The sequence below is a fragment of the Sphingomonas sp. Leaf208 genome, from assembly GCF_001421415.1.
Taxonomy (GTDB): domain Bacteria; phylum Pseudomonadota; class Alphaproteobacteria; order Sphingomonadales; family Sphingomonadaceae; genus Sphingomonas.
Genome location: NZ_LMKH01000002.1, coordinates 43,764 through 70,618 on the forward strand (window position 1 = coordinate 43,764; position 26,855 = coordinate 70,618).

Consider the following 26,855-nt stretch of genomic DNA (forward strand, 5'->3'; position numbering starts at 1 on the left):
GTCACCAGGACTTGCTGACCACGAGGCGGACGTTGCGACCGAAGATTGGCCGGCCGTAGATCGCGTCCGCGGTACCCTGGCCGCTCAACTGATCGGTGCGCGTATTGCCTTCGGTAAGGCCCTTCGCGTTGAACAGATTGTCGCCGACGACCTGCATCTGCCACGTGTCGTGCGTCAGCGTGAGCCCAGCGCCGACCGTCTGATACGAAGGCAGGGCAGTGTTGTTGAAGAAGTCGACGTAGCGTTTGCCGGTATATTCGTAGCGGCCGTACAGCTGCACGGAATTGCCCGCGACGTCGAAGTCGACCGAGGGACGGATGTTGCCATAAACCTTCGGCTCGCGGACGATCTGGTTGCCCTCGACGTCGCCCGCGCTCGCGCCGTTGGCGTTGACGAGGCTCTTATACTGCGGATCACTGATCGTCAGCGCGCCGGTGACCGCGAAACCGTGCGGGAGCGCGAGGTTGCCGTCGATCTCGATGCCCTTGATCTCCGCCTTGCCGACGAACGGCACCGACTGGTCGTTGCGACCGGTGACCGGGTCGAGCGCGACGAACGACGCGTTGAGCGGATTGTAGCGCGTGTAGAAGCCGATCAGGTACAGATACGACCGGCCGAATGCGGCCTTCAGTCCGACCTCATACTGGTTCGCCTTCGACGTGATGATCGTCGGGTTGATCTGATACGTCACCTGCGTAGATGGCGGCGTTTCGAGGTGCGAGGCGCGCGCATAGGCACCGAAGTGCTTGGTGACGTCGTAGTTGATGCCCCCCGTCCAGTTGGTAATGCTGGGGCTGAGCTTCGAGTTGATGATCTGGCCGGTGAACGCGCGGACCGCGTTGTCGGCGAGCGTGTTCGGATCGCCGAGGTTGGCAGAGGTGGTCGCGAAGGCATAGCCCTCGAAGCTGTAGCGCTCGTGGCGGATGCCGCCGTCGAGGGTCAGGCCCTTGACCAGTTCCCACGTGTCGTTGGCATAGAGCGCGTACATCGAGGCGTCAGTGTTGCCGCGGTTGAGCGTGGTCGTATAGCGCAGCACGCCGTTGTCGGTGACCGAGCCGACCGCCTGGCCCGCGGCGTTGTACGCGATCAGATCGAGCGTGCGCGGCTTGCCCTTCACCTCAAGCAGATAGTCCTGGTACGCGACCTCGTTGGTCTCGCCGTACAGGCTGCCATACACGCCGACGCGCAGGTCATGGGTGCCGAACCCGGTCGCAATCGACCGCGTGACGCTCAGGTCGCCTTGTGTCGAATAGTATTTTGAGACGACGTCGCGGAACTGCGCAGGGACAACCAGGCCCGACGCGGTGTTCGGGTCATAGACCTCGGCGCCATTGGTGCCGGCGATCGCATAGCCGAGCCGGGTCACGCCCGCGCCGAACGCGGTCCGTGCCGCGCCGAGGTTGCTGGCGGCATAGGCATTGGCATCCGACGGGTTGCTGGTCGAGTACAGCGCGTTGAAATGGAGTTTGCCGACGCTGACGCCGCCCTTCGCCGCGACCTTCCAACCGTCGTAATCGGCGTCGTACTGCACGCCGACATTGCCGAACTGCGTGTGACGCCCGTTGCCGAGATCGGCGTCAACGTTGCGCGTCGTGCCGTTGGCCTCGCGGAAGCGGATGTTCGCATTGCGCAGCGCGGGCGAGTTCATCGTGCCGCTGAAGAAGTCGATATACTGGTTGAGCGACTTGCTCGGATCGCGCGGGTCGGCGGTCGGGATCGGCAAATAGAACACGTTGTGGTCGTTCAGGTAATTGCCCGACACGCGCAGCGATCCGTTGCTAAAGTCGTGCTTGATGTTGGCGCGGACCTGGCCACCGCGATCGTTCGGGAAGCCGTTATCGCGGTAGCCGTCGTGGCGGCGGAGGAACCCGCCGATCGCGTAATAGGTCGAGTCGTCGATCGGGCCCGCTTGGTACCCGTCGAGCCGGTAGAGCCCGGTGTCGCCGAGCGTCACCTGCGCCTTGCCGCGCGTCGTGTCGGTCCCCGATACGGTGATGTTGTTGACGATCGCCGCGGCGTAGCTCGCATAGACCGGGGCAGGGCCGCCGCGTACGACCTCGACGCGCTGCGTCATCAGGTCGAACCGGTTGATGCTATCGCCGCGGAAGAAGTTGCCGTCATTCTCGTGGAACAGCGGCAGTCCGTCCTGCTGGAAGGTGACGAGGCCGCCGTCGCTTGGCAGGCCGCGCAGGCGGATGATGTTCTGGACCTCGCCACCGGTGTTCTCGACCGCGAAGCCGGGCAATTTGCCGAGCAGGTCGGCAAAGTTGATCGGCGCGAGCTTCTGGATGTCGGCGTTGCTGAGCGAGTTGACCGCGTAGGAGACGTCGAAGCGGCGCTGCTGGCGGGCAGACCCGGTCACGATAATGTCGCCGCCGCCGGCGTCAGGCGCCGCGGCGTCTGGTACGGCAGTTTCTGGAACAGCATCGGCCGGGGGCGTGGCGGTCGTAGGAGTAACGGGCGCGGTTTGAGCCCAGGCCGGCGACTGCGTGGCGATGCTCAACGCGAGAATGGCGCAACCCGTGCGCAAGCCAAATTTGGTCATCTATTCGTCCCCACCCCTGTTCAATAAAGGCCGTTGGACGCTCAATGTGACAGTTTTATTAACGGTGCGGAATAACTCGATGAAGTACTTGACCAAAAGGTAACGTAGCACTGGTACTGCCAGCGGGGACGGCAGCGGCGGAATTATCATCGGACTTGCCGCGCAAGCTTCTTATGTCGCCATCCTCATTCAGCATCGGAGATTGCCTTAAGCTGTGCAACCGCCGAGCTCGCGCCGTTGCTGGAGCAAATGCAAGAAGCAGCGTAGCTACAGATTTAACCTCATCTCGTCGTGTTTTACGGCTGTTCAGGCAGTCGTATCTACCTTGATTGAAAGTGAAAGCGCGCCGCCTCAATTTGGAAAGCCGGGCGAAATTCGACTGCGGCGTATCCTCGTGCATTCTGCCAACTCCGGGTGAATGAACGGCTGATGTTTGGAAGCGCGTAGGGCGATCTGAACGTCTGCAATTGGGTCTTGCTTCAGATCGCGGCTCATAAGTGGACCACTGTAACCATAAGGTTGGTCGACGGTAACAAACACCTAAATATTGGAGCTGCTTTCGGTTAGCCTGTTTCCGTACATTAAGCCGGACCCGAACTCGAACGCCCGATAAACGTATATGGTACCTGAACCGATCGCGCGGGCCGGTCGCCTGCCTGTTGGTACGAGGGATCGGCCAGGATATCGATGGCCACGCTTGCAAGAACGGCATTGGGCTGACGAATGGTGGTCAGCTGAGGCCACGCCATGCGGGAAATAGGCGCGTCATCGAAGCCGACGACGGAGAGGGCCTTTGGTACGGCAATGTTCCTGTGCGCGGCGCTGACCAAAACACCCAGAGCCATCTCGTCGTTGGCGGCGAACACGGCGCTGGGATGGTCGTTGGTCGAGAGGATCGCGTCGCCGGCCGCCATGCCCGACCTGAAACTGAAGTCGCCGGCTTGGATCCAGGCATCTCTAACGCCGATTCCAGCGCAACGCATCGCGTCGCAAAAGCCCGCCAGTCGTTTGCCAGCCGCATCGTGCGATACGATCCCCTGAACGAACGCAATGTCGCGATGCCCCAGCGTGATAAGGTGATCGGTCATATCGCGCGCGGCCTGGTAGTCGTCGATGTGAATCACCGCGGCCGATGAGCCGGTTCGTGATGAATTCAGTTTCACGACCGGGATGCCGCGGGAATCGAGCAGGTCGGTGAGATCGGACCAGTCGCAGATCGGCGGGGTTAGAATGACCCCGGCGAGCTGCAAGGCCTGCAACGTTCTTGATACCTCGTCGAGCGTCTCGGGCCCGTCGCGGTCGATCCTTTCGACGACGAGATGATAGCCGTGATGGCGGCAGCGGGCCATTGCGCCCAGTTGGACCTCTGCAGCGTACCCCGATGCCGGATCGTCGAAGAACAATCCGATGAGGTAGGACCGCGAACTCGACAGGCTGCGGGCGTAGGCGTTCGGGCGATAACCCAGTTCCTCGACGACACTCAGCACATGGTCTCGTACCGCTGGCCGAACATGTGCCTCCGCATTCATCACCCGCGAAACGGTCTTGGGCGACACGCCTGCAGCGCGCGCAACATCCTTGATGGTTACCGGCGGCATCATCGTGTTATCAATCCCATGTGCGATGCCGCCACCACGCGAACGCCGCGATGAACGTGTAGCAGATGCCAGGGAGCATGAATGACATCCTCAAGCCGACCGCGTCCGCGACAACGCCGGTCAGCAACGGGATGACGGCGCCCCCGACGACTACCATGCACAACAGCATCGAGGCATAGGTCGCGGTGGAATGATCGTCGGGCAGCGAAAGCGCGAAGATCGTCGGATACATGATCGCGTTGCACAGCCCGACTGCAAGCAGCGCCGTGGCAGCCACGGGCCCGTGCAGGCCGATCGCCGCCGCCACGAGCGCGACGGCGGCGATCGCGCAGCCGAGCAGCATCGTCGGCGCACCATAGCGGGTGAGGTAGCGGGCGCCTACCAGTCGGCCGACCAGCGCACCGGTCCAGTACAGACCTACAAGTTGCCCCGCCGCGACCGGCGAGACGTTCAGAATGTCGGGCATCGCCAGATACTCTACGAGTAGCGTGCCGATCGTAACCTCGGCGCCGACATAGGCGAACATCGCGCCGCCACCTGCCAGCAAGCGCCGGTTCGACAACACGCCGACGATGCCCGAAAGCGGGACGCGACGCGGCGCTGAGGACGCGCGCAGCAGATCGCGTTGGCAGATGAAGGCTGAGGCAAGCACAAGTGCTACCAGCGCGACCGCAAGGAACGGCAGAACGACCCGTATGTGGTCTGCCAGTTCACCAAATCGTTGCCGACCCGTCCCGAGCAGCAGCGCGGATCCTGCCAGGGACGCCAGTACGGTACCAAGCGAGTTGAAGCCTTGCAGCAAGGTCAGTCGCGAGACGGCGCTGCGCGCCGGTTCGACAACCGGGACGACTATGTTGGCGGCGATCTGCAGGAAGGTGACGCCGGCGGCAATCGCGAGGAGCGCGAGTAGAACGGTCATGTACCCAAGCGACCCAAGCGAGGCAGCCAGCAGGCCGCAACCCAGCGCGATGACGACCAGCCCCGCCGCGATGCTTCGCATGTAGCCGAACTTCACCACCAGCACGGTGATCGGCACTGCGAAGAGGAGATAGCTTGAATGGAACGCGAACTGCACCAGCAGCGAGCGCGTGTGGTTCAGGCCTTCGATCATCCGCAACCGGGGCACCAGCAATCCGACAAGCGAGTTGAGGAATCCGCCGAGAAAATAGACGCCGATACAAAGCTGGAACAGCAGTGTCGCGCGCTGTTCGCCGGTAGCGGGCGCAAGGGGCATGCTGCTGGTGTTCACGCCTCATCCTAGCAAGGCGGGGCTGCTGCGCAATGTATGACGACGGCATCGTGCTTCGCATTGACATCGATGTCGGAGTTGGCGATCACGCTGCCAAGCCGCTCGGGAAAATGCGGCATGGGAGGATATCTACGATGAGCACGGGATTTCCGCGCATCGCCTGCGCGCTGCTGAGCGTCGCGCCAATGGCACTTTCGGCGCAGGCTCTGCCAGGGGTGGGGTCTGCAAAAGCTTCAGCTCCCAAGGTGGCTGGCGGAACGGGCGCAAGGACGTCGGAAATCTGGCGTGACACGACGAGAACCGCGGCGGACCGGGCTGACGCTCTGGTAAAGGCGATGACCAGGGCCGAAAAGCTGCTGTACGTGCACGGCATATTTCCGCCGATGGCGAAGCCGATGACATCCGACATGATTCCGTCCGCCGGTTACGTGCCCGGAGTCCCCCGTCTGGGTATACCGACGTTGCGTGAGAGCGATGCGTCGCTGGGCGTTGCCAATCAGGTCGAGCAGCGCAAGGGCGATGTGGCCACTGCGCTTCCCGCAAGCCTTGCCACTGCCGCGAGTTTCGATCCCGCCATCGCCTATGCCGGTGGCGCGATGATTGGCAGCGAAGCGCGGGCGAAGACCTTCAACGTGTTGCTTGCGGGCGGCGTGAACCTGACGCGTGATGCCTGGAACGGGCGGAACTTCGAGTATCTCGGCGAAGATCCGCTGCTGACAGGCGTCATGGGCGCGGCGTCGATCCGGGGCGTCCAGTCGAACCATATCGTCTCGACGATCAAGCATTTCGTCCTGAACAGCCAAGAGACCGGGCGAGCCGTTCTCGACGCGCGGATCGATCCGACGGCACTACGGGAAAGCGACCTGCTGGCGTTCGAGATCGCGATTGCGGATGGAAAGCCGGGCTCGGTGATGTGCGCGTACAATCGCATCGACGGCGACTATGCTTGCGAGAACAAGTTCCTGTTGACCGACGTCGTGCGCAGGGAATGGAGATATCCCGGGTTCGTCATGTCCGACTGGGGTGCCGTACATTCCACGGAGAAGGCGGCCAACGCAGGGCTCGATCAGGAGTCAGGCCAGGAACTGGATGCCAAGGTCTATTTCGGCACACCGCTTGCGAACGCTGTCGCTGCCGGGCGGGTCTCGACGGCGCGGCTCGACGACATGGTGCGCCACATCCTGACCGGGGTCATCGCCAGCGGTCTCTACGACAATCCCACGCCCACATCCGCACAGCCGATCGACTATGCCGCCAACGCCGAGATCGCACAGCGCACTGCCGAGGCAGGTATCGTTTTGCTCAAGAATGAGAAGGGTCTTTTGCCGCTTGCCAAGACGGTACGATCGATCGTGGTCATCGGCGGTCATGCTGACGTCGGCGTGCTGTCCGGCGGCGGCTCGTCCCAGGTTCGCTCCGTCGGCGGCGTGCCGATCGAGATCCCGCTCAAAAGTGGCGCGGCAGCCTCGTTCGCCCGGATAACCTATCACTCGTCATCGCCGCTGCGGGCCATCAGGGCTCTGGCGCCGAACGCGCAGGTGACGTTCGTCGACGGCACCGACCCGGTCGCCGCTGCCAAGGCGGCCCGAGCCGCCGACCTCGCGATCGTGTTTGCAACGCATTGGCAGACCGAAGCACAGGATGCGCCCTCCTTGTCGCTCCCCGATAATCAGGATGCGGTGATCGACGCAGTCGCCGCCGCCAATCGACGTACCATCGTTGTGCTGGAGACCGGTGGACCTGTACTCATGCCATGGGCTACGCGGGTGCCGGCGATCGTCGAAGCCTGGTATCCGGGCCAGCGTGGCGGTGAGGCGATCGCGCGCGTGTTGTTCGGCGAGGTCGATGCGTCGGGCCGGCTGCCGATCAGCTTCCCGCGGAACATCGAGCAACTCCCTCGCCCTCGGCCCGTGACTTCGCCGACCGGCGCGACCAGCAACGACGCCTCTGCCAATGCCGGTGCCGGAGATGCCAGCCTGCTTCCGGCCTATCCCGTCACCTATCAGGAGGGGGCGAACGTCGGGTATCGTTGGTATGCCTCACGCAAGGACACACCGCTGTTCCCCTTCGGCTTCGGGCTGAGCTACGCCAACACGAAGATCAGCAACCCACGGTTTTCGGGCGGGACCAATGCCAGCGTAACGTTCGCTGTCACCAATCAGACCGCACGTACCGGCACCGCCGTACCTCAACTCTACGCGACGTCGCCGGACGGTGGCGCGCCTCGGTTGGTCGGCTGGTCACGTCAAACGCTGGCGGCCGGCGAGACCAGGAACGTGACGATCACAGCCGATCCACGCGCGTTGGCACGGTGGGAGACCTCCGGCTGGCGCTTAAAGGGCGGCGCGTATGCGCTCAAACTCGCAACGGACGCTCAGACGACGATCGGCGCAGGGACGGTCATCCTGACTGACCGGCGCCTAGCGTCGGCCCGTGCTGCTTTTGACACACCTTGAAACAAATCCGCGCCTGCTGGACGTCGATGTCACGCTCTGATTGACATCGATGTCGGACGGCAGCACGGTTGAGTGACGCGGGGTTACACCGCCAGAATCATATACCGGTAGGGACATGCCGGTCAGGGAGGATGAGTATGAGGGGATCTATTCCGTCGGCGTTCGCGCGTTCGACGTCGGTGTTCGCGCTGGTGGCGGGGCTAACGATGCCCGGCTTGGCGAATGCGCAGGCCGCTCCAGATCAGACGCCGTCCGTTCAGGCTCAACAGGGCACGCCACAAGCCGATACGTCGCCAGGCGTTCCGCAGGTTGAGACCGGTGCGACCGCGACCAACGCGATGCCCGACCAGGCCCCAGGCGACGAGATCGTCGTGACCGGCGTTCGCGCCTCGCTCGAGCGGTCGATCGCGATCAAGCGCGACTCGTTCGGCGTCGTCGATGCGATCAGCGCCGAAGACATCGGCAAGTTCGCCAACACCAATCTCGCGGAATCGCTGCAGCGCATTACCGGCGTGTCGATCGATCGCCGTAATGGTGAAGGCTCGACCGTCACGGTTCGCGGCTTCGGCGCGCAGTACAATCTCGTCACGCTCAACGGCCGTCAGCTCGCGACATCGAACATCGTCGCGGTGGGCGGTGATCAGGGCGGCGACGGCGCGGGCGGCTTCGGTCGTTCGTTCGACTTCTCCAACCTCGCTTCCGAAGGCGTAAAGACGCTGGAGGTCTACAAGACCGGCCGTGCTGCTATACCCTCTGGTGGCATCGGCGCGGCCGTGAACGTCGTCAGCCGTCGTCCGCTTGATTCCAAGGACACGGGTCTGCTGGGCTCGCTCGGCGTCAAGGGCAGCTACGACAACAGCTCATCAGACTGTTTCGACTGCGGCGCGCGCGTGACGCCCGAAGTCTCGGGTACCGCCAGCTGGAGCGATCCCAACCAGCGCTTCGGCGTGTCGCTGTTCGGCAGCTACCAGAAGCGCAACTTCAGCTTCTCCAGCGTCGCGCCGGACAACTGGAACATCCGGTCGCTGACCGACTTCCTCAATCCCGGCAACGGCTTCGTCAACGGTCAGACGGTGATCAATAACCGTCCGACCAACGGCAACGTGCTGGTCTCCGTGCCGAACGACTCGCGCTATCACTTCTCCGAGGCGAGCCGCGAGCGCATCAACGGGTCGGGCGTCATCCAATTCCGTCCGACTGACACGCTGACCTTCACTGCAGATGGCCTCTATGCGCAGTTGCGCCAGTCGGAACGTCGCTCGACCCAGTCCAACTGGTTCAACCGCCCGTTCGGCGTGGTCACGTTCGACGACGCCAGCAACGGCATCGCGACGACGAGCTTCCTGTCCGAAACGATCAACGGCGTGAAGGACGAGGCGTTCGAGCAGGCGTATCGTGCGCAGAAGAACAAGCTGTACGACTTTGGCGGCAACATCGAATGGAAGCCGACCGACCGCTTCTCGCTCGCTATCGACGGCCACATCGGTCGCGCGGACAGCTCGCCTGACAATCCCAATGGTCAAACGTCGACCACAGTCGCCTTCAACGCGCCGGTCGTCGCCGCACATTCGCTTACACTCGGCAAGAATGGCTTCCCGCAGCAGACGATCGCGATCAATGACGGTTCGGCCAGCACGACGCCAACCGGCCAGTCCTTCATCAAGGGCAACGGCAACGGCGTGATCGATCTCGGCGACCTGTCGAGCGCTGTGCAGCGTCAGTTCGCATCCAACCAGACGCAGCGGGTCAAGGAACTTCGCGCGGACGCGGGATGGGCACTGAACGATCAGCTCCGCCTCGACGCTGGTGCTGACTACCGCACCACGAATACGCGTCAGACGCAGTATAACACGCGCCAGGTCCTGGGTGACTGGGGCAATTCGCTGCCGCCCGACATCGCGCGTCTCGCGCCCGGTCAGGTCTTCCAGTTCTGCAACGTGTGCAAGTTCGAGCACAACGATGGGAATCCGGACGCCAACACCCTGGTGGCATTCCGCACGCAGGACGCGACGAAGCTCTACAACACGCTGCACGACTATTATCTCGGCGTGACGAACGACGGTGTGAACCACGCCGACAACATCGACGCGAACGACGACAACCGCGTCCGCGAGAACATCTGGTCGGGCTATGTCCAGGGATCCTGGAACGGCAAGCTGTTCGATCACAATGCGCAGCTGGTTGCCGGCGTTCGGTACGAGAACACCAAGGTGCGAGCGGTTTCGCTCCAGCCGGTGCCGACCGCGGTCGTGTGGACTGCCGACAACGACTTCTTCGTCTTGAACACCGCCGATCGGCAGACGTTGTCGTCGCGTGGCGGTTACAGCAACTGGCTGCCGTCGGTGGATGCCAAGTTCGAGGTCGTCGACAACCTCTTCGCCCGCGCCTCGTACAGCAAGACGATCTCGCGTGCAGGCTATGGCGACCTGTTCGCCTCGACCAACGTCGCCGGTCCCGGCCGCCCGACGGCGATCGGTGGCATTGCCACCGGCACTGCGCACAACACCGATCTCGATCCGCTGTCGTCGGACAACATCGACGTCTCGCTCGAATGGTATCCGCGCAAGGACGTGTTCCTGTCGGCGGGCTTCTTCAACAAGAAGGTCCACAACTTCATCGGCCAGACGGTGGTCAACCGCAATCTGTTCGGTCTGCGCGATCCCACCTCGGGCACCGCCGGGACGCGTTCGGGTACCGCGCGGGAGCAGCTCGCCGGTACGTTCAACGCCGACATCACCGACGTGAACCTGTTCACCTACACGGCGCTGCTGCAGCAGAATGCGGGCAACGTCGCGACGACGAACGCCCAGTTCGCGGCAAACTACAACACGCAGAGCCGCGCGTTGAACCAGGGGTTCGTCGATCAGATCCTCGGCCAGTACGATATCACCGCCAATGGGCAGGATCCGCTGTTCAACTTCGCGGTGAATACGCCCATCAACAACCAGGACGCGCACATCTACGGCGTCGAACTCGCCGGGCAGTATTTCCTCGGGGATACGGGCTTCGGCGTGGCAGCCAGCTACACGCTCGTACGCGGGAACATCGGCATCGACATCGCGGCTGATCCGAGCGTCAACACGTTCGCACTGGTCGGTCTGTCTGATACCGCCAACGCCACGCTGATCTACGACAAGAACGGTATCTCGGCGCGCATGTCGTACAACTGGCGCGACAAGTTCTTGAGCGGCATCAACCGCGGCGGCGATCGTAATCCGGTGTTCACCGCGCCCTATGGTCAGCTCGACCTGTCGGTGAACTTCGACCTCACCTCGCGTTTTGCACTCGGGTTCGAAGCGATCAACATCACCGAGGAGGGCGTGCGCTCCTACGGCCGCGACAAGAGCAACATCTGGTACCTGTCGGAAGGGTCCGCCCGGTATCTGGTCGGAGCGCGATACCGCTTCTGACCAAACGGCGAGAAGGCCGCTGACGACAGCGGCCTTCCTCGTCTAGGATCATCTCATGGCGTCCTCGATACTTCTCAACAACATCGACCACCGCGACCTGCGTGTCGCGGTCGGTCATCACGCGCGCTACGGCGATGCAATCAACCAGACGCGCGTCTTCCCAGCCGAGTTCGAGGAACTGCAGCGCGACTATGCGATCCTGTTGCGGCGCGACGAGCACGGCGCCCTCTTCGCGACTGTTCTTTTAGGGCTCGATCCGGACGAGAACCTGTTTCTCGACGGCGAGCGGTGGGACGCGCGGTACGTGCCGGCGGCACGGGCGCGCGGTCCCTTCTCGATCGGCGTGGATGCCAATGGCGAGCCGATGATCCACGTCGACCCGAACCATCCGCGCATCGTCGACAACGGCGAGCCGGTGTTCCGCGACCTTGGCGGGAACGCGCCGTTGCTCGATCACGTCTCGGCGATGCTGCAGCGGATCTATGTCGGCCTGGAGACCGAAAAGGCGATGTTCGAGGCGTTTGAGGTGGCCGGCCTGCTCGAACCCGCAACGCTGCACCTCGATCTTACCGATGGGCGGCGGTACGATATTCCTGAACGGTTCACCATCAATGCGGGGCGGCTTGCAGCGCTCGACGGCGATACCCTGGCACGGCTCCACCGCGACGACTTCTTGCGTCCGGCCTTTTGGATCGCCTCTTCGCTCGGCAACCTTCGACACCTGATCGATCGGAAGCTGCGGAAAGAGCTCCATGGCTGAGAAATTGCACGTATCGCGACGCGTGCGCGAGATCGATCACTCCGGTGTCCTCGATCTGGAGGCATTGATAGCGACCGACGAGCCGGTGATCCTTCGCGGGCTCGCCGGCGACTGGCCGCTGGTCCAGGCCGGACGCAAGTCGCCGCAAGAGGCTGCCGCGTATCTGCGCCGGTTCGATGCAGGCCGCCCCGTCACTGGCTATGTCGGCGATCCGGCGATCAGGGGGCGCTTCCATTATGACGAGACCGCGACCGCGATGAACTTCACCGCCGAGCGGATCGCGCTTGGCGTCTTCCTAGATTCCGTGCTTGGTCATCTCGGCGACGCTGAGGCACCCGCTTATTATATCGGCTCCACCGATCTCGACACCTATCTCCTCGGGTTCCGCGCTGAGAACGACCTGATACCGCACGGCAACGTGTTCGATCGCCACCCGCCGCTCGCTAGCATCTGGATCGGCAACCGCACGATCGCGTCCGCGCACCATGACATGTCGAACAACGCGGCGGTCTGCGCAGTCGGGCGACGACGCTTCACGCTGTTCCCACCGGACCAGGTCGCCAACCTCTATCCCGGCCCGCTCGCGCCGACTCCTGGAGGGCAGGTGGTGAGCATGGTGGATCTCGCCGCGCCCGATCTTGAGGCTTATCCACGCTTCGCGGCCGCGATTGCCGCCGGATCAGTGGCGGATCTGGAGGCAGGCGACGTCCTCGTCTACCCGGCTTTGTGGTGGCACCATGTCGAGGCGCTCGACGACTTCAACGTGCTCGTGAACTATTGGTGGAACGCGGCGCCCGCCTTCATGGATACGCCGATGGACACGATGCTGCACGCTCTGCTGAGCCTGCGCGACCGGCCCCCGCAGGAGAAGCGCGCGTGGCGCGCGATGTTCGATCATTACGTGTTCGGCGATGCGGAGGCGGTTGCAGCGCATCTACCACCGCCTGCGCGCGGACCGCTCGCACCGCTCGACGAGCCCGGCGCACGTCAGTTGCGCGCCTACCTGCTGCACCGGCTGAACCGATGAGCGAGTTTTCCGAAGCACAGCGTACCCGCGTCGTCGTCGCGGGTGGTGGCACAGCGGGCTGGATCGCGGCTGCGGCAATTGTGCGCCAGCTCGGGCCCCTGGTCGATGTGACGCTCATCGAATCAGACGAGATCGGCACCGTCGGCGTCGGCGAATCCACCATACCGACCGCGCGCAGTTTCCACGCGTTTCTCGGCATCGACGAGGCGGCGTTCATGCGTGCCACGCAAGCCACCTTCAAGCTCGGCATCGCATTCGAGAACTGGGGCCAGGTCGGCGACCGTTATTTCCATCCGTTCGGCAGCGTCGGCAGGTCGGTGGCGATCGCCGACTTCCAGCATTTCTGGCTGGAGGCACGCGCACGCGGGTTCGGTGGCCCGTACGGCGACTATTCGCTCGAACAGCAGGCTGCCGGCGCGGGCCTCTTCGGTCACGACGAGCAGCATTCGCTGGCCTACGCCTATCACCTCGATGCGACCGCCTATGCCCGGTTCCTGCGCACGCTGGCCGAACCCTGGGGCGTCCGGCGCGCCGAAGGACGCATCGAGCGGGTCGAACGGGACGGCGAGGGGGGCGATATCGCCGCGCTCGTCCTGGCATCGGGTGAGCGGATCGCGGGCGATCTGTTCATAGATTGCACCGGCTTCCGCGCGCTTCTGACCGAAGGCGCGCTCGGGACCGGCTTTGAGGACTGGTCGGAATGGCTTTCGACCGACCGGGCGCTTGCCGTGCAGACGGAGACGGTCGCACCCCCCGTGCCGTACACGCGTGCGATCGCGCATGGAGCTGGCTGGCGCTGGCAAATTCCGCTTCAGACGCGGACCGGTAACGGCCTTGTCTATTCCAGCGCGCACATGACCGACGACGAGGCGCACGCGACGTTGATCGGCGCTCTTGATGGCCGCCCGCTGTTCGAGCCCCGACCGCTGCGGTTCCGCTCTGGGATGCGACGCAAGGCGTGGAACCGAAACTGTATCGCGCTGGGTCTGGCGGCGGGATTTATCGAGCCACTTGAATCAACCAGCATCCATCTGATCATGAATGCGGTGATCCGCCTGATACAGCTGTTCCCATTCCGGGGCGACGATCACGTCGCACTCGCGGCGCGCTTCAACGCGCAGTCCCGGCACGAGTGGGAGCATGTGCGCGACTTCATCATCCTCCATTACCACGTCACCCAACGTGACGATTCTCCGTTCTGGCGCGACTGCGCCCACATGACGATTCCTGATAGCCTCGCTGGGCGGATCGCACTCTTCACGAAGACCGCTGGCGCCTGGCAGGGACAGGACGACCTGTTCAGGATCGATTCCTGGGTCTCAGTCATGCTCGGGCAAGGCGTCGAGCCCCGCGCGCATCATCGCATCGCGCGCATCATTAAGGAACAGGAGTTGCAAACCTCCTTTGCAGATCTTTCCAGAGGAATAACGAGTACAATGCGGGCGCTACCGCGACATTGCGATTTCCTAGCGCAGTATTGCCTGGCTGACGGCTGATGCATCACGTAGGCACTGCTTTGGACGGATATTTTACAAGACGGGAATACTCTTATGTGTGGAGAAGGAGCCCACCAAAAAGAGTTTCTGGATCCACAAGGCACTGATATCCCTAAGCCATCCACGCTGCTGTTTCCAAAGGCGGCGCTACACCTTCTCTGACGATGAACCGCCGTCCGAAGTTGGGAAGCGTAAATGGGCACCGGAGTGTCCGGAAGTGAGTCGGCGTCAATCGAAGTTCGAAGGTGCATGCCCGGAAGTCCGCGTGCGCATGTTCCTCGGCAATCCACTGCAAAAATCGACAGCGGCATCGCACCGGCTTCCTGTACATCATCGAAATGCCTCACTTCGAAGCGATTGCCGGCCATTGCCTTGGCCTTCTCCCGTACGCGCAGCCGGGCAGCATAGCCGATCTTGTAGCGGCACGCTTGCCCGGGTGAAACGCAATAGCGCTCGACCTCGCGCTGCGAGCACCCGAGGCGAAGCCGACCGTATCAGCGTGATTTCTCTGCCGCGATCCACTTCATCATCTCGGCCTCCATCGCTGGCAGGGGGACTGAGCCCATGTTGAGCAGGGCGTCGTGAAAGCGGCGCTGGTCGAAGCGGTCGCCCAATTCCCCCTCCGCCTTTGCGCGCAGCCCGCGCATCTTCATCTCCCCGAGCTTGTAGGCCAGTGCCTGCCCCGGCCAGCTGATGTATCGGTCGACCTCGATCTCGACGTCGAGCTTCGCGAGCGCTGTGTGTCCGGCGAGGTAGTCGATCGCCTGCTGCCGGCTCCACCCCATCGAATGGATGCCGGTGTCGATGACGAGGCGGGCGGCGCGCCACATCTCGAAGGTCTCGCGACCGAATTCCTCGTACGGCGTGCGGTACATGCCGAGCTTTGTGCCGAGCCATTCCGAATAGAGCCCCCAACCTTCGCCATAGCCCGAGAAATATGTCTGGCGGCGGAAGGCGGGGCGGCTGGGGGCTTCCAATGCCATTGCAGCTTGATGGCTGTGACCGGGGACACATTCGTGCAGCGTCAGCGCAACGATGCTGTACAGCGGGCGTGACTTCAGGTCGTAGGTATTCATGAGGCATGCGCTGAGCCCACCGCGACCCGAGGTGTAGACCGGCGCGATCGCGTCGGGCACCGGCTGGATGGTGAAGCGGTAACGGGGAAGGGTGGTGAAGACGTCCTTCAGCTGACCGTCCATCCGCTTCGCCACATAGGCCGAGAAGCCGAGCAGTTCGTCCGGGGTTCGGGCGTAGAATTGCGGGTCGCTGCGCAGGAAGGCGAGGAAGTCGGCGAAGCTGCCCTTGAAGCCGGTGGTGGCGATCGTCGTCTTCATGTCGGCGTCGATGCGCGAAACTTCCTTGAGGCCGATCTGATGGATCGCCTCCGGTGTGAGATCGAGGGTCGTGTATTCGCGGATCTGGCTTTTGTAGAACGACTCGCCGTCAGGCAGTGCAGAGGCGCTGACCGTCGTGCGCGTGCCGGGCAGGTAGGTGCCGCGGTAGAAGACGAGGAGCTTCGCATAGGCGGGGGCCGCGGCGGTATCGATCGCAGCCAGTCCCTCTGCCCGCATCGACGCCTGCTGGCTTGCCGAGATCGAAGCGGGCATTGCCGTGAACGGTTCGGCGAGCGGGTTGTCGGCGCCCGGCTTGGTGAAGGCGGCAATGGTCGCATCGCGCCCAGCGAGCGACACGCGTGGCGGCGTGAAGCCGCGCTTCAGTCCGGCGCGCATGTTGGCGATGTTCTGGTCGAACCAGCGCGGCACATCCTTGAGCCGGCCGATGTAGCGGCGATAGTCGTCGGCGTTCTCGAGCGGGGCATAGGGCTTCACTTCGCCCCAGAAGTAGGAATCGCTGTTGAGCGGCGCCTCGTAGGTGCGGAAGTCGATGTTCGCGACTTCGCCGCGGAGCGACTCCTTGAGGACGGCGGCGTTCAATCGCTCTTCGGAGGAAAGTTGCGTCGCGGGAATACGTGCGATGCGGTCGAGAACTGTGCTCCAGTAGGTGCGCCGGCGCGCCCAGTCAGCGGGGGCGACGGCGGGGAAATGATCATCGGACTTGCTGCGCAAGCCGTCCGCAATCTGCGCGAGCTCCTTCTGTCGCCATTCCCATTCAGCGTCGTAGATCGCCTTAAGCTGCGCATCCGCCGAGCTCGGCTGGGCCCAAGCCGTTGCTGGAGCAAGTGCAACAAGCACCGTCGCGGCCACATATTCAAACCTCATCGTGTCCCCATTTTCCGCTTGTTGCGGCAGTCGTACCTCCCTCAGTCGGCAAGGGAAAGCGCGCCGGATTTCCTTCGTCGGCCGCGTGAAATTCAACTGTGCCGTGTCCTCGTTGTCGCATCTTGCCAGCTGTGGATGAACGAACGGCTGAAGTTAGGAAGAGTGTATGACGGTCTGAACGTCCGCATTTGGGTCGTCGGGGCTGCTTCAGGGAGGCTTTGCGTTACCCTAGCGCTGATAGCCGCAAACAGTCGACGCCTATGACATGCTGTGTGCTTATAGGTTGGCCTGTTCCTCTCCGTTTAAGTTAGCATCGGGACCGTAATAGAGTTCAGCGCACGCTCTGCGCAGGCAGCCGCCCTCGATCTCGATATCGTCCCGATAGGCGTCCCCGATGAAGCCGAGGGTGTCGACGTGCTTTGCCTCGAAATACATCGGATGGACATCGTTGCGACCAGCACCGTAAACGACGCGGCCGACTTTCGACCAGATCGATGCCATCGTGCACATGCCGCAGGGCTGGAGTGTCGAGTATAACGTTGCCCCGCGCAGCTCCAGTTCTCCGGTTTGCTCACAAGCCCGACGGATCGCCATCATCTCGGCATGAGCGGTTGCGTCAGGCAACTCCTTGGTCTGATTGCGTTCGGCGGCAATCACCTTCCCGTCTAGCACGATGACGCATCCAAGCGGGGAGGCTGAGGGGTCGGACCCTTTGGAGCGCGCGACGTCTATCGCCATTTGCATCCAGTGTTCGTCGGTATCGGTCTGCATTGCGTGTACACTAATTGCAGTTGCTGTTAAATTTGGCATGTCGATCCGGTTGCTGCGTCAGCTCTGAACCACCCTGAGGGTCGCTTCTGTGGGATCGACCGGATCCATCACGAAAGCCCCGGCATCACGGTTCGCGACAAGCCATGCGACGTGTGCAGCAGTGATGCGCTGGCCCGGCACAAGTCGGGGGACGCCGGGCGGCGCGGGCGCGATCATCTCGGCTGCGATCCTTCCCTCAGCCGCCTCGTAGGCCACCATCGCGGCTAGGCCGTAGAGTGCCGCAGGCCCGGGCATCGCCATGTCGACGGACAGGGTGCCGATCCCGGGCACAGGCGAGATTGCCGGCAGGATGGAGGGATCGGAACCGAGCCGCTTCACGAGATCCTGCAAGCCACCGACGAGCTTGCGGAGATCGGACTTGGTTGTGCCCAGCGACAGAACGGCCAGGATATGCCGGGCGTCGGATAGCCCCATGCTGATCCGGTGATGCTTGTAGAGCCAATCGTCGATGGCATACCCCGACACACCTAGCGCCGAGACGTCGATCAGTACCTTCGTGACGTCCAGATCGGCGTCTGCCGGCAAATCGTCGCGACCAAACGCGCGTAGCGGCGCGATACCGGCAATCTTCTTCCGAAGCTTCTCCGCCAGCGCAATGATGCCGTTCCACATCTGCTCCCCGTTCAACGCGTGATCTCGGCGGGTCGCGTCAAGCGTTGCTAGGATCGGTACCGATGGGCTGGTGGTCTCGAACAGCTCATAGGCCATCCACAATCGCTGGCGATCGATCAGGTCGCCCTTGGCGACGATCACCGATCCCTGCGCGAGGGCCCCCATCGTCTTATGGGCGCTGTAGACGGCGGCATCCGCCCCCTTGGTAAGCGGATCGTCCGGAAGCCCCTCACAGAACGCGAAGGCACCGCCCCAGGCGGCATCGACGATGAGGGGGATGCCGTGATCGTGACAAACAGCAGCGAGCGACGCTATGTCACTCGTGACGCCGTAGTAGGTCGGGCTGACGACGATGAATGCCTTGGCAGTCGGATTGGCTGCCAGTGCGGCGCTAAGCGCTTGCGGCTCGACGCCATGCTCGATGTCCCATTCCCCGTCGATCTGGACCGGCACGATGGCGGCATCGAGCCCCGTCGCGAGCGCGTAGGTACGCTCGGCCTTGTGGGCATTCGCCGCGATCAAAATGGTGTCACCCGGTCCGGCGACCGAGGCCATAACCGTGTGAAGACTCTGGGTGGATCCGCCGGTTACAAACCGGCAAAAGTCGGCATTCCAGGCCTCCGCCGCGATCTCGTGCGCACGTTGAAGGGCCAGCTTGCCTTCGGTACGATCATCGAGCCCCTTCGGCGTCAGCACGTCGGCTTCAAAAACGCGCTTGCCGAGCAGTGCCCTCATCCCGCCAGGAATGGCTGCACCCTGGTTGTGGCCCGGCGCTCCAAATCCGATGACTGGTCTCTTCTCGATCGCCGCCAATGCATCGGCCAACGGCGCACTCTTCTGATCCATGCCGAACCCTCTCCTGATCGAGTGGGTGAAACGCACGGATACTGGAAAGCCCCTTCACGATGGTTGATCTTCTTTACCAAACAAGCAGTTATCCGCCCAAGGCGGACATGAATCAAACCTTCCGCCTAGCTGTCTAGGGCGCTCATCGATAGCAAAGCCCTTTTCCAACATTCCGTCACCAAGGGTACGAAAGAGGAAGAGCTATGAGGAACGAGATGCCGATCAACGTCAACGCGGCGAGTGCGGCGGAGTTGGACGCCATCCCGGCGCTAGCGGGGCACGGGTTCGAGATCGTCCGCTATCGTGAGGAACGGGGCGGGTTCAGTGACCTGAGACAACTTGATGAAGTACCCGGTCTTACCGGTAAGGCCGATGGCGCGACTGCTTCACTGACCGTCGGCGATCGCTGACTCAGGCGGGCGCCAAGCTTTGGAACGCCGCGATAAGAGCCTGTTCGTTGATTGGCTTGTCGAGAACAACCATCGATGGCCGACTGACGTGGCATACTCGCGCGTGCCAGTCACGAAGATGACGGGCGTCGGCCCATGCTCTAAGATGATGGCTTCAACCGCGGCAGGCCCGGTACCGGCTGAGAGATTGACGTCGGACATGATGATGGAGGGAGGCCGCAACCTCGCGGCATCGATTGCCTCATCCTGCGAGGCAGCCTGATCAAAGGATGTCCCGCCAGCCCGTTCGATCAGCTGGATGATGTGATCGGCGATGAGGAAATCATCCTCGATGACGAGCACATGGCACATATGACAGATCCCGATAAGCTGAGCTCTTAACCAATATGGTCACGCAATGGGCCCGCCACGGGGTTAATAAATGTCAGACAAGGTCGAAAGCTTAGATCGGCGCTTCGATTGCGAAGCGAACACCTTCCGGCAGATATTGGATTTCCGCCTTGCCGCGGATGTGGCGTGACAAGACGCGCTCAATCATTCGCGTACCAAATCCAACACGTGTTGGCATGGCAACGATAGGTCCATCCTGCTCTGCCCAGGAGAAGGTAAGCCGGCGTTCCGTTGCATTGCCGTTCAGATCCCAGCGTATGCTCACCTGCCCCTCCGGTACCGAGAGCGCTCCATATTTGATCGCATTGGTCGCCAGCTCGTGCAGCGCCATCGACAACGCAAGTGTCACTTCCGGGGTCAGCCGTATCGTCGGGCCGACAGCGGAAAAACGTCGACCGTTGCTGTCCATGAACGGCGCCAGCACCCGCTCGACAATCTCACCGATTGCCGCGCCTTCGATCTCGTCCTTGAGCAGCAGTTCGTGCGCAGACGCGAGGCTAGCGATGCGGCCCGACACCGCATCCCGAGCCTCAGCAAGGCACCCAGCATCGCGTAGCGTCTGACTGACAACGGCACTGACCGTCGCAAGTGTGTTCTTCACGCGGTGTGTCAGTTCATGGGCCAGAACCGAACGTTGCTCCTCGGCGAATTTGCGAGCTGAAACATTGCTCGAAAAGCCCGAAACCGCCAACGGCGTGCCATCCGCCCGGCGCTGCAGCGAGCCTTGGGAATGGATCCAGCGTTGCTCGCCTTCAGGCGTCAATATGCGGTATTCGACGTTATACCGCGTGCCATGCTCGATAGCGCTGTTCAGCGAAGATCTGACGAGTTCGCGATCCTCTGGGTGCACGCAAGCCAACAAGCCTTCCGCCGATAATATCTCTCCGGCCGGCCTTCCAAAGTTCGTCAGGCAACTTGGCGAGTAGCTGAGCCGCCATTCTGGCAGGTCGATGGTCCAAGTGCCCAGTCCGCCAGCATCGAGCGCAAGCGCCAGGCGCGCTTCTCGTTCGGCCAAAGCGACTTCACGCTTCGCAAGCTCGGCACTCAGCGTGTCGCGGTCGCGTTCCAACTGCAACAGCCCGTGCCGCTCGAGCGTGACATCGAGCTGGGATGCAACGAAGTAGCGTAGGCTGCCGGTCGCGTCATGCACGGGCGCGACCATGAGGCGGTTCCAGAACGGCGTGCCGTCACGACGGTGATTCAAGAGGTCGATATCGATCGGCTCGCGGCTAGCGACCGCATCCTTCATACGTCGGACGTCGGCCTGATCGGTCAACGGTCCCTGCATGAAACGGCAGTTCCGGCCAACAACCTCGACCGCCGAGAACCCCGTCAGAGCCTCGAACGCACGATTGACGTAAACCAGCGGGTTATCCGGTAGCGTTGGATCGCTGACGACCATCGGCGTAATGCAGTGATCGAACGCCGCAACGAAGGGGTCATGCTCGTTGAGGCGGGACGCAAATGCGTCGACAGCCTCGCGCACGACACCTGACGTATCGTGCGGTCGAATAGGCGAAGGCGGGAGTGGCTGACGGTCCAAAGCAGGAACGTCCTAGCGGTAAGACGTTGATGGATCAACGTAATCGAATTTATGTAGAACTTCTGTCATCTGTCTTCCCACCTCGTGAGGCCATGCGATTGTCGGTTATCACCGGAAATCAGCGGCTAGTCTGAGACCACTCTGTGGCGAACGCGGGTGCTGCAATGAAGCTCGCCGGCTGCGGGGATACGGGCGGCGGATCGCAGACACCCTCTTCAATGTAGCGCATTGCGGACATCAGACCATTCCGGGAGAAGGGCTTGGGTATGACGCCATGGCCACCGGCAAAGTCGGCTGGGATCTTAAGTGGGTTTGCAGTGACGAAGACGACTATCGCGTCCGCCCATCGCTTCCGGATCAGTGCACAGACATCTAGGCCGCTGGTGCCTTTCGCAAGCTGTATGTCGACAAAAGCCAAGTCCGGATGGAGATCGCTTGCCAGGTCTTCAACTTCGTAGAGAGACGCGGCCTCGCCGACGACACGGTGACCGGCGTCTTCGATCATCGCTTCAATATCCATCGCCAAAAGAGCTTCGTCCTCGACGATCAGCACATTCAACGGCGGTTTGGCACGTCCACTCATTAATCGTCCACCGGGAATGAGAGAGATACATGAACACCGGGGGCGGCGTCGGACCATACGACGTCGGCCCTGACTTGCTTGGCGAGGCGGGAGATAAGCATCTTGCCAATGCCGTCCGGCTGAACGTCATTGCTGGCTAGCCCATGGCCATCATCGGTGATTTCGATCAGGGCATTATTGCCTTCCAGGGCGGTGCGGACAGAAATCGTACCGGCTCGCCCGTTGGCAAATGCATGCTTGATGGCGTTGGTCGCTATCTCGTTGAGGATTAACCCAAGCGATGCCGCCTTACTGGACGGCACCTCTATTTGCGAAATGTTCGAAACCAGCTTGATGTCGTCGCGTCGGCTGGCACCAACGACGTCGTTAATTAGATTTTCGGTGAACGCCCCGACATCGAAGCGGGTTATGTCGTCCGACTGATAAAGACGGCGATGCACTGTCGCCAGCGCATCAACCCGTTCGAGCATGGTTTCGAGTTTCGATGAAACGGCCGGGTCTGATATGCTACGCGCCTGCAAACGCAGAAGCGAACCGATCATCGTAAGGTTGTTCTTTACCCGGTGGTCGACTTCGTGAAGCAGCAGAGTTTTCTCATCTAACGCGGCCTCCAGGTCTGACGTACGCGCCTCGACTTCCTGTTCGACCAATAACTTTTGCTTCGAAATGATAGTCTGCGCCTTAACGCGGTCGGTAACATCAAGCTGAGAGGCAAAGAAGAATACAACCTTACCGGCATCATTGCGTACAGGACTCAGATACAACGCGTTCCAGAACGTAGATCCATCCTTCCGATAGTTTAGAAGGTCCACGGCAATGTCGGTCTGGGCGTCGATTGCCTGACGCACTTTAGCCACCTGCTCTCGGTCGGTGTCGGGACCTTGCAGGAAGCGGCAGTTACGGCCGATGATTTCACTTCGGTCATAGCCCGACAGCGTTTGAAAGGCTTCGTTGCAGAAGACGATCGGGTTATCGGTCTGCGCGGGGTCCGTAATGACCATAGGCATTCGGGTAGCCCGAACAGCCGCGGCAAAAGGGTCCGCTCGTCCGTGCTCGTAATCGAGTGCTTCCGTCAGATGCCAATCGTCCCGCTGCTTCATCACGCCTCCGTGGAGCGTGCCGACCAGCCGAACTCCGTGCCGGGACTAAATCGTTTTGATCGTTTTCCGTTCCGCTGAGAGATCGAGTTCGTCACTCAGGCATGACCATTGGGCGGCATGGCTTGCGCGTACAAAGCCTCTTTGAGATCAAAAATCGGCGCCCCGTCTGCAGGCTGGAAGCTGAACGAATGGCAGACATGGGGAAAGCGGAAATGGCTCGTGAGTATCCGCCTGTGGGTCTGGCGGAAGCCGTAGAGTAGGGCGTGTTCGTCCAAACCTGGACGTTCATGCCGGCGATCCGGGCTCCCGATACAGCCATTCGTTCATTTGGATCGGTGAATGGGTCAAGCCCTATACATCGGCACGATCCTCGAGCGAAGGTTTCAGCAACCACTATGAGGTAGGTGGCATTCATGAACGCCGAAAACCGTGCCGTGACGCTCAAGGCATGCAGGCTGAAGCTTCTGCCGCAAGCTATTGTGCTCGTAGCATTTCTGCTTCCCTTTGCGCGCCTGGCTATAAGTTATGGCTATGCGCTGGTCAGAAAAGATCGCGTACAACTAGCCGATATTGCTATTCTCGCGATTTTTACACCTATCGCACTTCTCTTCGTGTGGCTTCAAGTGCGCACGCTTCGTCGTTTAGCTCGTCCTGATTGGCTAAGGGTGACCACCAGTGGCGTAGAACTGAACTTCCAGGGTACGAGGCTTTACCATTCTTGGTCGGCTTTGGGGGAGCCCGTATTGCGGCGTTTAAACGGTAAAAGCGCTGCGCGTTCGATAGTCATGCCGCAACGCAGCGGCGGCAAGCTAGTCATAGCGGCCGAGGACTATGCGCATGAGCCCAATGATATATTGGTAATTCTCAAACAGGCTAAGGCCGGTTTTGTAACAGAACCGGCCCAAAAGCCCTCGAACGCACTATATGCGTTTCTGGCAATTCCGGCTTCGTGCATCACGCTTGGCATTTCCGTTATCGGCCTAGTGTGGATTATTTTTAGATAACCGATCAACCACGACCTAGTTATCCAATCCATGGAGCCGGAAGCCGCCGGTCCGCTTTTCTCTCCGTTCGGGTCTCTGACTGTCGGTCTTCCTCCCCCGCAACTTCGGACCCTCGTCCAGAAACCACAGCGATACTCCCCCGCTTAGCAGCAACTGGCGGGACGATCGCTAGATCAGTGCAGAGCGGTATCGATGCTAATCCGGAACAACGGCGTATGGGTCGCTTTATACCGTCGTAACCGGGAGAGCTTCATGATCCGCCGTCACATTGCTGTACTGCTAGCCGGCGCATTCGTGCTTGCGCCCGGTGCCCCTCTCACTGCCCAGAACACGGGCCGCTCAATTTCGCCGACTGACAAGGCGCAGGGCACTCAGGCTCATCCACAACTGCTCGCGCAGTTCGGCGGTGCGTACAAGGGGCCGCAGACGACATTCGTCGAACGCGTCGGCAAGCGTGTCTCGGTCCAGTCTGGCCTGTCGAATGCAGGCAGCGACTTTACCGTCACTCTGCTAGACTCCCCGGTCGAGAATGCCTTCGCCATCCCGGGCGGGTACATCTACGTCACCCGTCAGCTGCTCGCACTGATGACCTCGGAGGCGGAACTCGCCTCCGTGATGGGCCATGAGATAGGCCATGTTGCCGCCCGCCACGCCGCCTCGCGTAACACGCGTGCGACGATCGGCGGCCTCCTTGCTCGTGGCGTCAGCCTGGCTACGAAAAGCGATCTTGCGACCCGCCTCGCCGGCACGGGGGCGCAGTTGTACACGCTGAAGTACGGACGCGATCAGGAATATCAGGCGGACGCGCTTGGCGTCCGCTACATAACCGCTGCGGGCTACTCGCCCTATGCCTCGGCCGACATCCTGGCTGCGCTCGATGAGTCGACCGGACTGACGGCGCAGGCCAGCGGCACCGCACGGTCTGCGCCGACATGGGCATCGACGCATCCGAATGGAGCCGATCGTGTGCAGCGCGCAGAGGCACTGGCGAAGGCCACCGGCAAGCCGGAGATTGCGACCACCCAGGATACGGCGTTCCTCCGCATGCTCGATGGCCTGCCATATGGCGAGGGCAAGGAGGGTCGCAAGGTCATCCGGATCGTCACCGTTAGCGCAAGGGACACGATCGATACGTTGAGCCAGCGCATGGCGGTCGCCGACGGCAAGCGCGAACGCTTCATCGTCATCAACGGCGTTCCGGCTGACGAGCCGCTGAAGCCCGGGACGCTCGTCAAGCTGGTGGTCGCCGCATAACCGCGGATATGAGGATCGGCGAAGCTGCGATCGTGGATGACGTGCGACCTATGGGCCCTGTCAGGGACGCCGGTCTTCGGATCATCACCAATAAAAAGGGTCATGTCGTGACGGTGATCCCGGGGCGACAGCGATGAGCGTTGCGGGCGCTGCAATCCTGTCGGAAATGGAGTCCGCCCTACGCCGTTTCATCCCCGATGAGGCAGCCGTCACGACCGAACTGCTGCTCCGCCTGAGGGACGCCCTGGAGCCGGGCGACGAGCAATGGTTGGATCAATTCGACAGCCATGTCATGACGCTCGACGGCGCCAGTACCTATCAGCCGCAAGGCAACACGGAGCGACTTCCTTTCGACCACGCCCTGCAAGCTGCGTTGCTCGCGCTGCATGAGCTTGTTCGCCAACGGCGCGAGGGTGAGGTGACGAAGCCGGCTTCGAATACCGACGAAGGCAATTGTACCGACGTTGCCGGGCGGGGGCCGTCCGAACGTGACCGGCTCCTCTACGCTGTGCAGGACACCCTGTTCATACTTACCCAGACGGCTCGCGCACCTGCCCGTTTACTCAACGACGTCGAGGATCGTTCGGACTGGAAGGATCTGGTTCTATGGTTCGTCGAGGCGCTAATCGGGGAAGGTCTCGCGACGATCGAGGGTGGGGATCGTACGTCGACATCCCACCTCAAGCATCTTCGCGACCATCCATACGATCGGGGTGGCGATGATCAGGCATGGGAAACGCTGCTCGTGTCGCTCACCGGACTCGGTGTCCTGTTTACCGCCGAGATGCGGATCGTCACTCTGGGCCAGCCGCTCAGTACCTCATTTACCGCGAAAGCGGAGGGGTGGGGTATCGGTGAGTCGACGGCGCCGGCGCACCATGTCGATGCCGCGCCGTCCCACGGCACGTCGTCGGACGTTGCGGCTGCGATCGCGGATGGGCGGTGGACCATCAACACGCGAGTGCTTCTCGATGACGGCGGACAGTTGGTAGCCTTTCTGTCGGACAATGCGAACGACCCGACGGTATCGGCGATTGTCGGACGCGAGGTATTCCGCTGCGGCGTACGTGGCGCGCCTATGTGGCAGATCGCAGCTGAGGCCGGGACGACCGATTCTAGAACGCATCCTTTCGATCACGCGACCGTGACCAGCGAGCCTTTCGTCAGCGTGTTCGAGGCGGACGGAAACTATTACGCCAGCCGCTGGAACGGCGACACATTCGTGATTGATATGTCTAGCGGAAAGGCATCGTACTCGGGTTGGGCTCGGACGTGATGACGGTCGCGGTATATCTGGTGTGACTTTATAATCCGGCTTCTTGCGCGCTGATCGCGGCCGCGTCTCAAGAATACCTAAGCGACGTTGCCGCAACTGACGATTGTCGACCCTTGGTCGACAGATGCGACCAAATTGGACGTTGGCAGTAAGCGTGGTCTGAAGGTCGCCTTGTAGGCGGAGCGTTCAACGGGTTGATGGCGGCTCTTTGAACGAGGCCGTGATGTCAGACGAGACTATCGAACC

General features: G+C 61.9%; 19 protein-coding genes and 1 pseudogene. 9 read left to right on the forward strand and 11 right to left on the reverse strand.

Annotated elements, in window-relative coordinates; genetic code table 11:
- Nucleotide 1: 1 nt before the first annotated feature.
- The 3 genes from ASE69_RS03755 to ASE69_RS03765 form a co-directional block, all read right to left on the reverse strand.
- A complete protein-coding gene (locus ASE69_RS03755) occupies nt 2–2,545 on the reverse strand; it encodes a TonB-dependent receptor (protein ID WP_056483194.1) in 2,544 nt (847 codons plus the stop codon).
- Between the two features lie 581 nt (nt 2,546–3,126).
- Complete coding sequence (locus ASE69_RS03760; RefSeq protein WP_056483260.1) at nt 3,127–4,143, reverse strand: LacI family DNA-binding transcriptional regulator; 1,017 nt, start codon at nt 4,141–4,143, stop codon at nt 3,127–3,129.
- Nucleotides 4,144–4,153: 10 nt separating this feature from the next.
- Nucleotides 4,154–5,392 (reverse strand): MFS transporter, encoded by a 1,239-nt coding sequence (locus ASE69_RS03765; protein ID WP_235518055.1) that lies wholly within the window; start codon nt 5,390–5,392, stop codon nt 4,154–4,156.
- A gap of 134 nt (nt 5,393–5,526) precedes the next feature.
- Here ASE69_RS03765 and ASE69_RS03770 point away from each other — a divergent pair, with 134 nt between their 5' ends.
- From ASE69_RS03770 to ASE69_RS03790, 5 genes are all read left to right on the forward strand, one after another.
- Complete coding sequence (locus ASE69_RS03770; RefSeq protein ID WP_082452832.1) at nt 5,527–7,848, forward strand: beta-glucosidase family protein; 2,322 nt, start codon at nt 5,527–5,529, stop codon at nt 7,846–7,848.
- 137 nt (nt 7,849–7,985) lie between these two features.
- Nucleotides 7,986–11,258 carry a TonB-dependent receptor gene (locus ASE69_RS03775; protein WP_056483269.1) on the forward strand — a complete coding sequence of 1,091 codons (3,273 nt, stop codon included), beginning with the start codon at nt 7,986–7,988 and terminating at the stop codon, nt 11,256–11,258.
- 55 nt (nt 11,259–11,313) lie between these two features.
- Nucleotides 11,314–12,018, forward strand: coding sequence for a SapC family protein (locus tag ASE69_RS03780; protein ID WP_056483196.1), 705 nt, complete (start codon nt 11,314–11,316; stop codon nt 12,016–12,018).
- Nucleotides 12,011–13,045, forward strand: coding sequence for a cupin-like domain-containing protein (locus ASE69_RS03785; RefSeq protein ID WP_056483199.1), 1,035 nt, complete (start codon nt 12,011–12,013; stop codon nt 13,043–13,045). The genes ASE69_RS03780 and ASE69_RS03785 overlap by 8 nt, the downstream gene beginning before the upstream one ends.
- The gene (locus ASE69_RS03790) at nt 13,042–14,541 is read left to right on the forward strand and encodes a tryptophan halogenase family protein (protein ID WP_056483202.1); all 1,500 of its coding nucleotides are present in this window, start codon (nt 13,042–13,044) and stop codon (nt 14,539–14,541) included. Before ASE69_RS03785 ends, ASE69_RS03790 begins: the two co-directional genes overlap by 4 nt.
- 356 nt (nt 14,542–14,897) lie before the next feature.
- Here the strand turns inward: ASE69_RS03790 and ASE69_RS22735 are convergent.
- From ASE69_RS22735 to ASE69_RS03805, 4 genes and pseudogenes are all read right to left on the reverse strand, one after another.
- Nucleotides 14,898–14,954, reverse strand: a pseudogene (locus ASE69_RS22735) (hypothetical protein); the annotation flags it as partial.
- 81 nt (nt 14,955–15,035) lie between these two features.
- On the reverse strand, nt 15,036–16,760 hold the full coding sequence (locus tag ASE69_RS03795) for a DUF885 domain-containing protein (protein WP_056483205.1): 1,725 nt from the start codon (nt 16,758–16,760) through the stop codon (nt 15,036–15,038).
- Between the two features lie 276 nt (nt 16,761–17,036).
- On the reverse strand, nt 17,037–17,531 hold the full coding sequence (locus ASE69_RS03800) for a nucleoside deaminase (protein WP_056483207.1): 495 nt from the start codon (nt 17,529–17,531) through the stop codon (nt 17,037–17,039).
- Nucleotides 17,532–17,588: 57 nt separating this feature from the next.
- Entirely contained in the window at nt 17,589–19,049 is a 1,461-nt protein-coding gene (locus tag ASE69_RS03805; protein WP_056483209.1) for an aminotransferase class I/II-fold pyridoxal phosphate-dependent enzyme, read from the reverse strand.
- Nucleotides 19,050–19,252: 203 nt separating this feature from the next.
- Between ASE69_RS03805 and ASE69_RS03810 the strand changes: the two genes are divergently transcribed.
- Nucleotides 19,253–19,459 (forward strand): ComEA family DNA-binding protein, encoded by a 207-nt coding sequence (locus ASE69_RS03810; protein WP_235518058.1) that lies wholly within the window; start codon nt 19,253–19,255, stop codon nt 19,457–19,459.
- Here the strand turns inward: ASE69_RS03810 and ASE69_RS03815 are convergent.
- The 4 genes from ASE69_RS03815 to ASE69_RS03830 all read right to left on the reverse strand — a co-directional run bounded on the left by ASE69_RS03815 (nt 19,436) and on the right by ASE69_RS03830 (nt 23,075).
- Nucleotides 19,436–19,801, reverse strand: a complete 366-nt coding sequence (locus ASE69_RS03815) for a response regulator (RefSeq protein ID WP_162236828.1) — start codon at nt 19,799–19,801, stop codon at nt 19,436–19,438. The genes ASE69_RS03810 and ASE69_RS03815 overlap by 24 nt on opposite strands.
- Nucleotides 19,802–19,901: 100 nt before the next feature.
- Nucleotides 19,902–21,335, reverse strand: coding sequence for a PAS domain-containing protein (locus tag ASE69_RS03820; protein WP_056483214.1), 1,434 nt, complete (start codon nt 21,333–21,335; stop codon nt 19,902–19,904).
- A 175-nt stretch (nt 21,336–21,510) separates the two neighbouring features.
- Nucleotides 21,511–21,975: a response regulator gene (locus tag ASE69_RS03825; RefSeq protein WP_056483217.1), complete on the reverse strand. Its 465-nt coding sequence runs from the start codon at nt 21,973–21,975 to the stop codon at nt 21,511–21,513.
- Nucleotides 21,975–23,075 carry a histidine kinase dimerization/phosphoacceptor domain -containing protein gene (locus ASE69_RS03830; RefSeq protein ID WP_056483220.1) on the reverse strand — a complete coding sequence of 367 codons (1,101 nt, stop codon included), beginning with the start codon at nt 23,073–23,075 and terminating at the stop codon, nt 21,975–21,977. Before ASE69_RS03830 ends, ASE69_RS03825 begins: the two co-directional genes overlap by 1 nt.
- 413 nt (nt 23,076–23,488) lie before the next feature.
- On the opposite strand from ASE69_RS03830, the gene ASE69_RS03840 reads away from it, so the two are divergent.
- The 3 genes from ASE69_RS03840 to ASE69_RS03850 all read left to right on the forward strand — a co-directional run bounded on the left by ASE69_RS03840 (nt 23,489) and on the right by ASE69_RS03850 (nt 26,609).
- Nucleotides 23,489–24,079: a hypothetical protein gene (locus ASE69_RS03840; protein ID WP_056483225.1), complete on the forward strand. Its 591-nt coding sequence runs from the start codon at nt 23,489–23,491 to the stop codon at nt 24,077–24,079.
- A 252-nt stretch (nt 24,080–24,331) separates the two neighbouring features.
- Nucleotides 24,332–25,333, forward strand: coding sequence for a M48 family metalloprotease (locus ASE69_RS03845; protein WP_056483227.1), 1,002 nt, complete (start codon nt 24,332–24,334; stop codon nt 25,331–25,333).
- Nucleotides 25,334–25,466: 133 nt separating this feature from the next.
- A complete protein-coding gene (locus ASE69_RS03850; protein WP_056483230.1) occupies nt 25,467–26,609 on the forward strand; it encodes a hypothetical protein in 1,143 nt (380 codons plus the stop codon).
- Nucleotides 26,610–26,855: the final 246 nt, after the last annotated feature.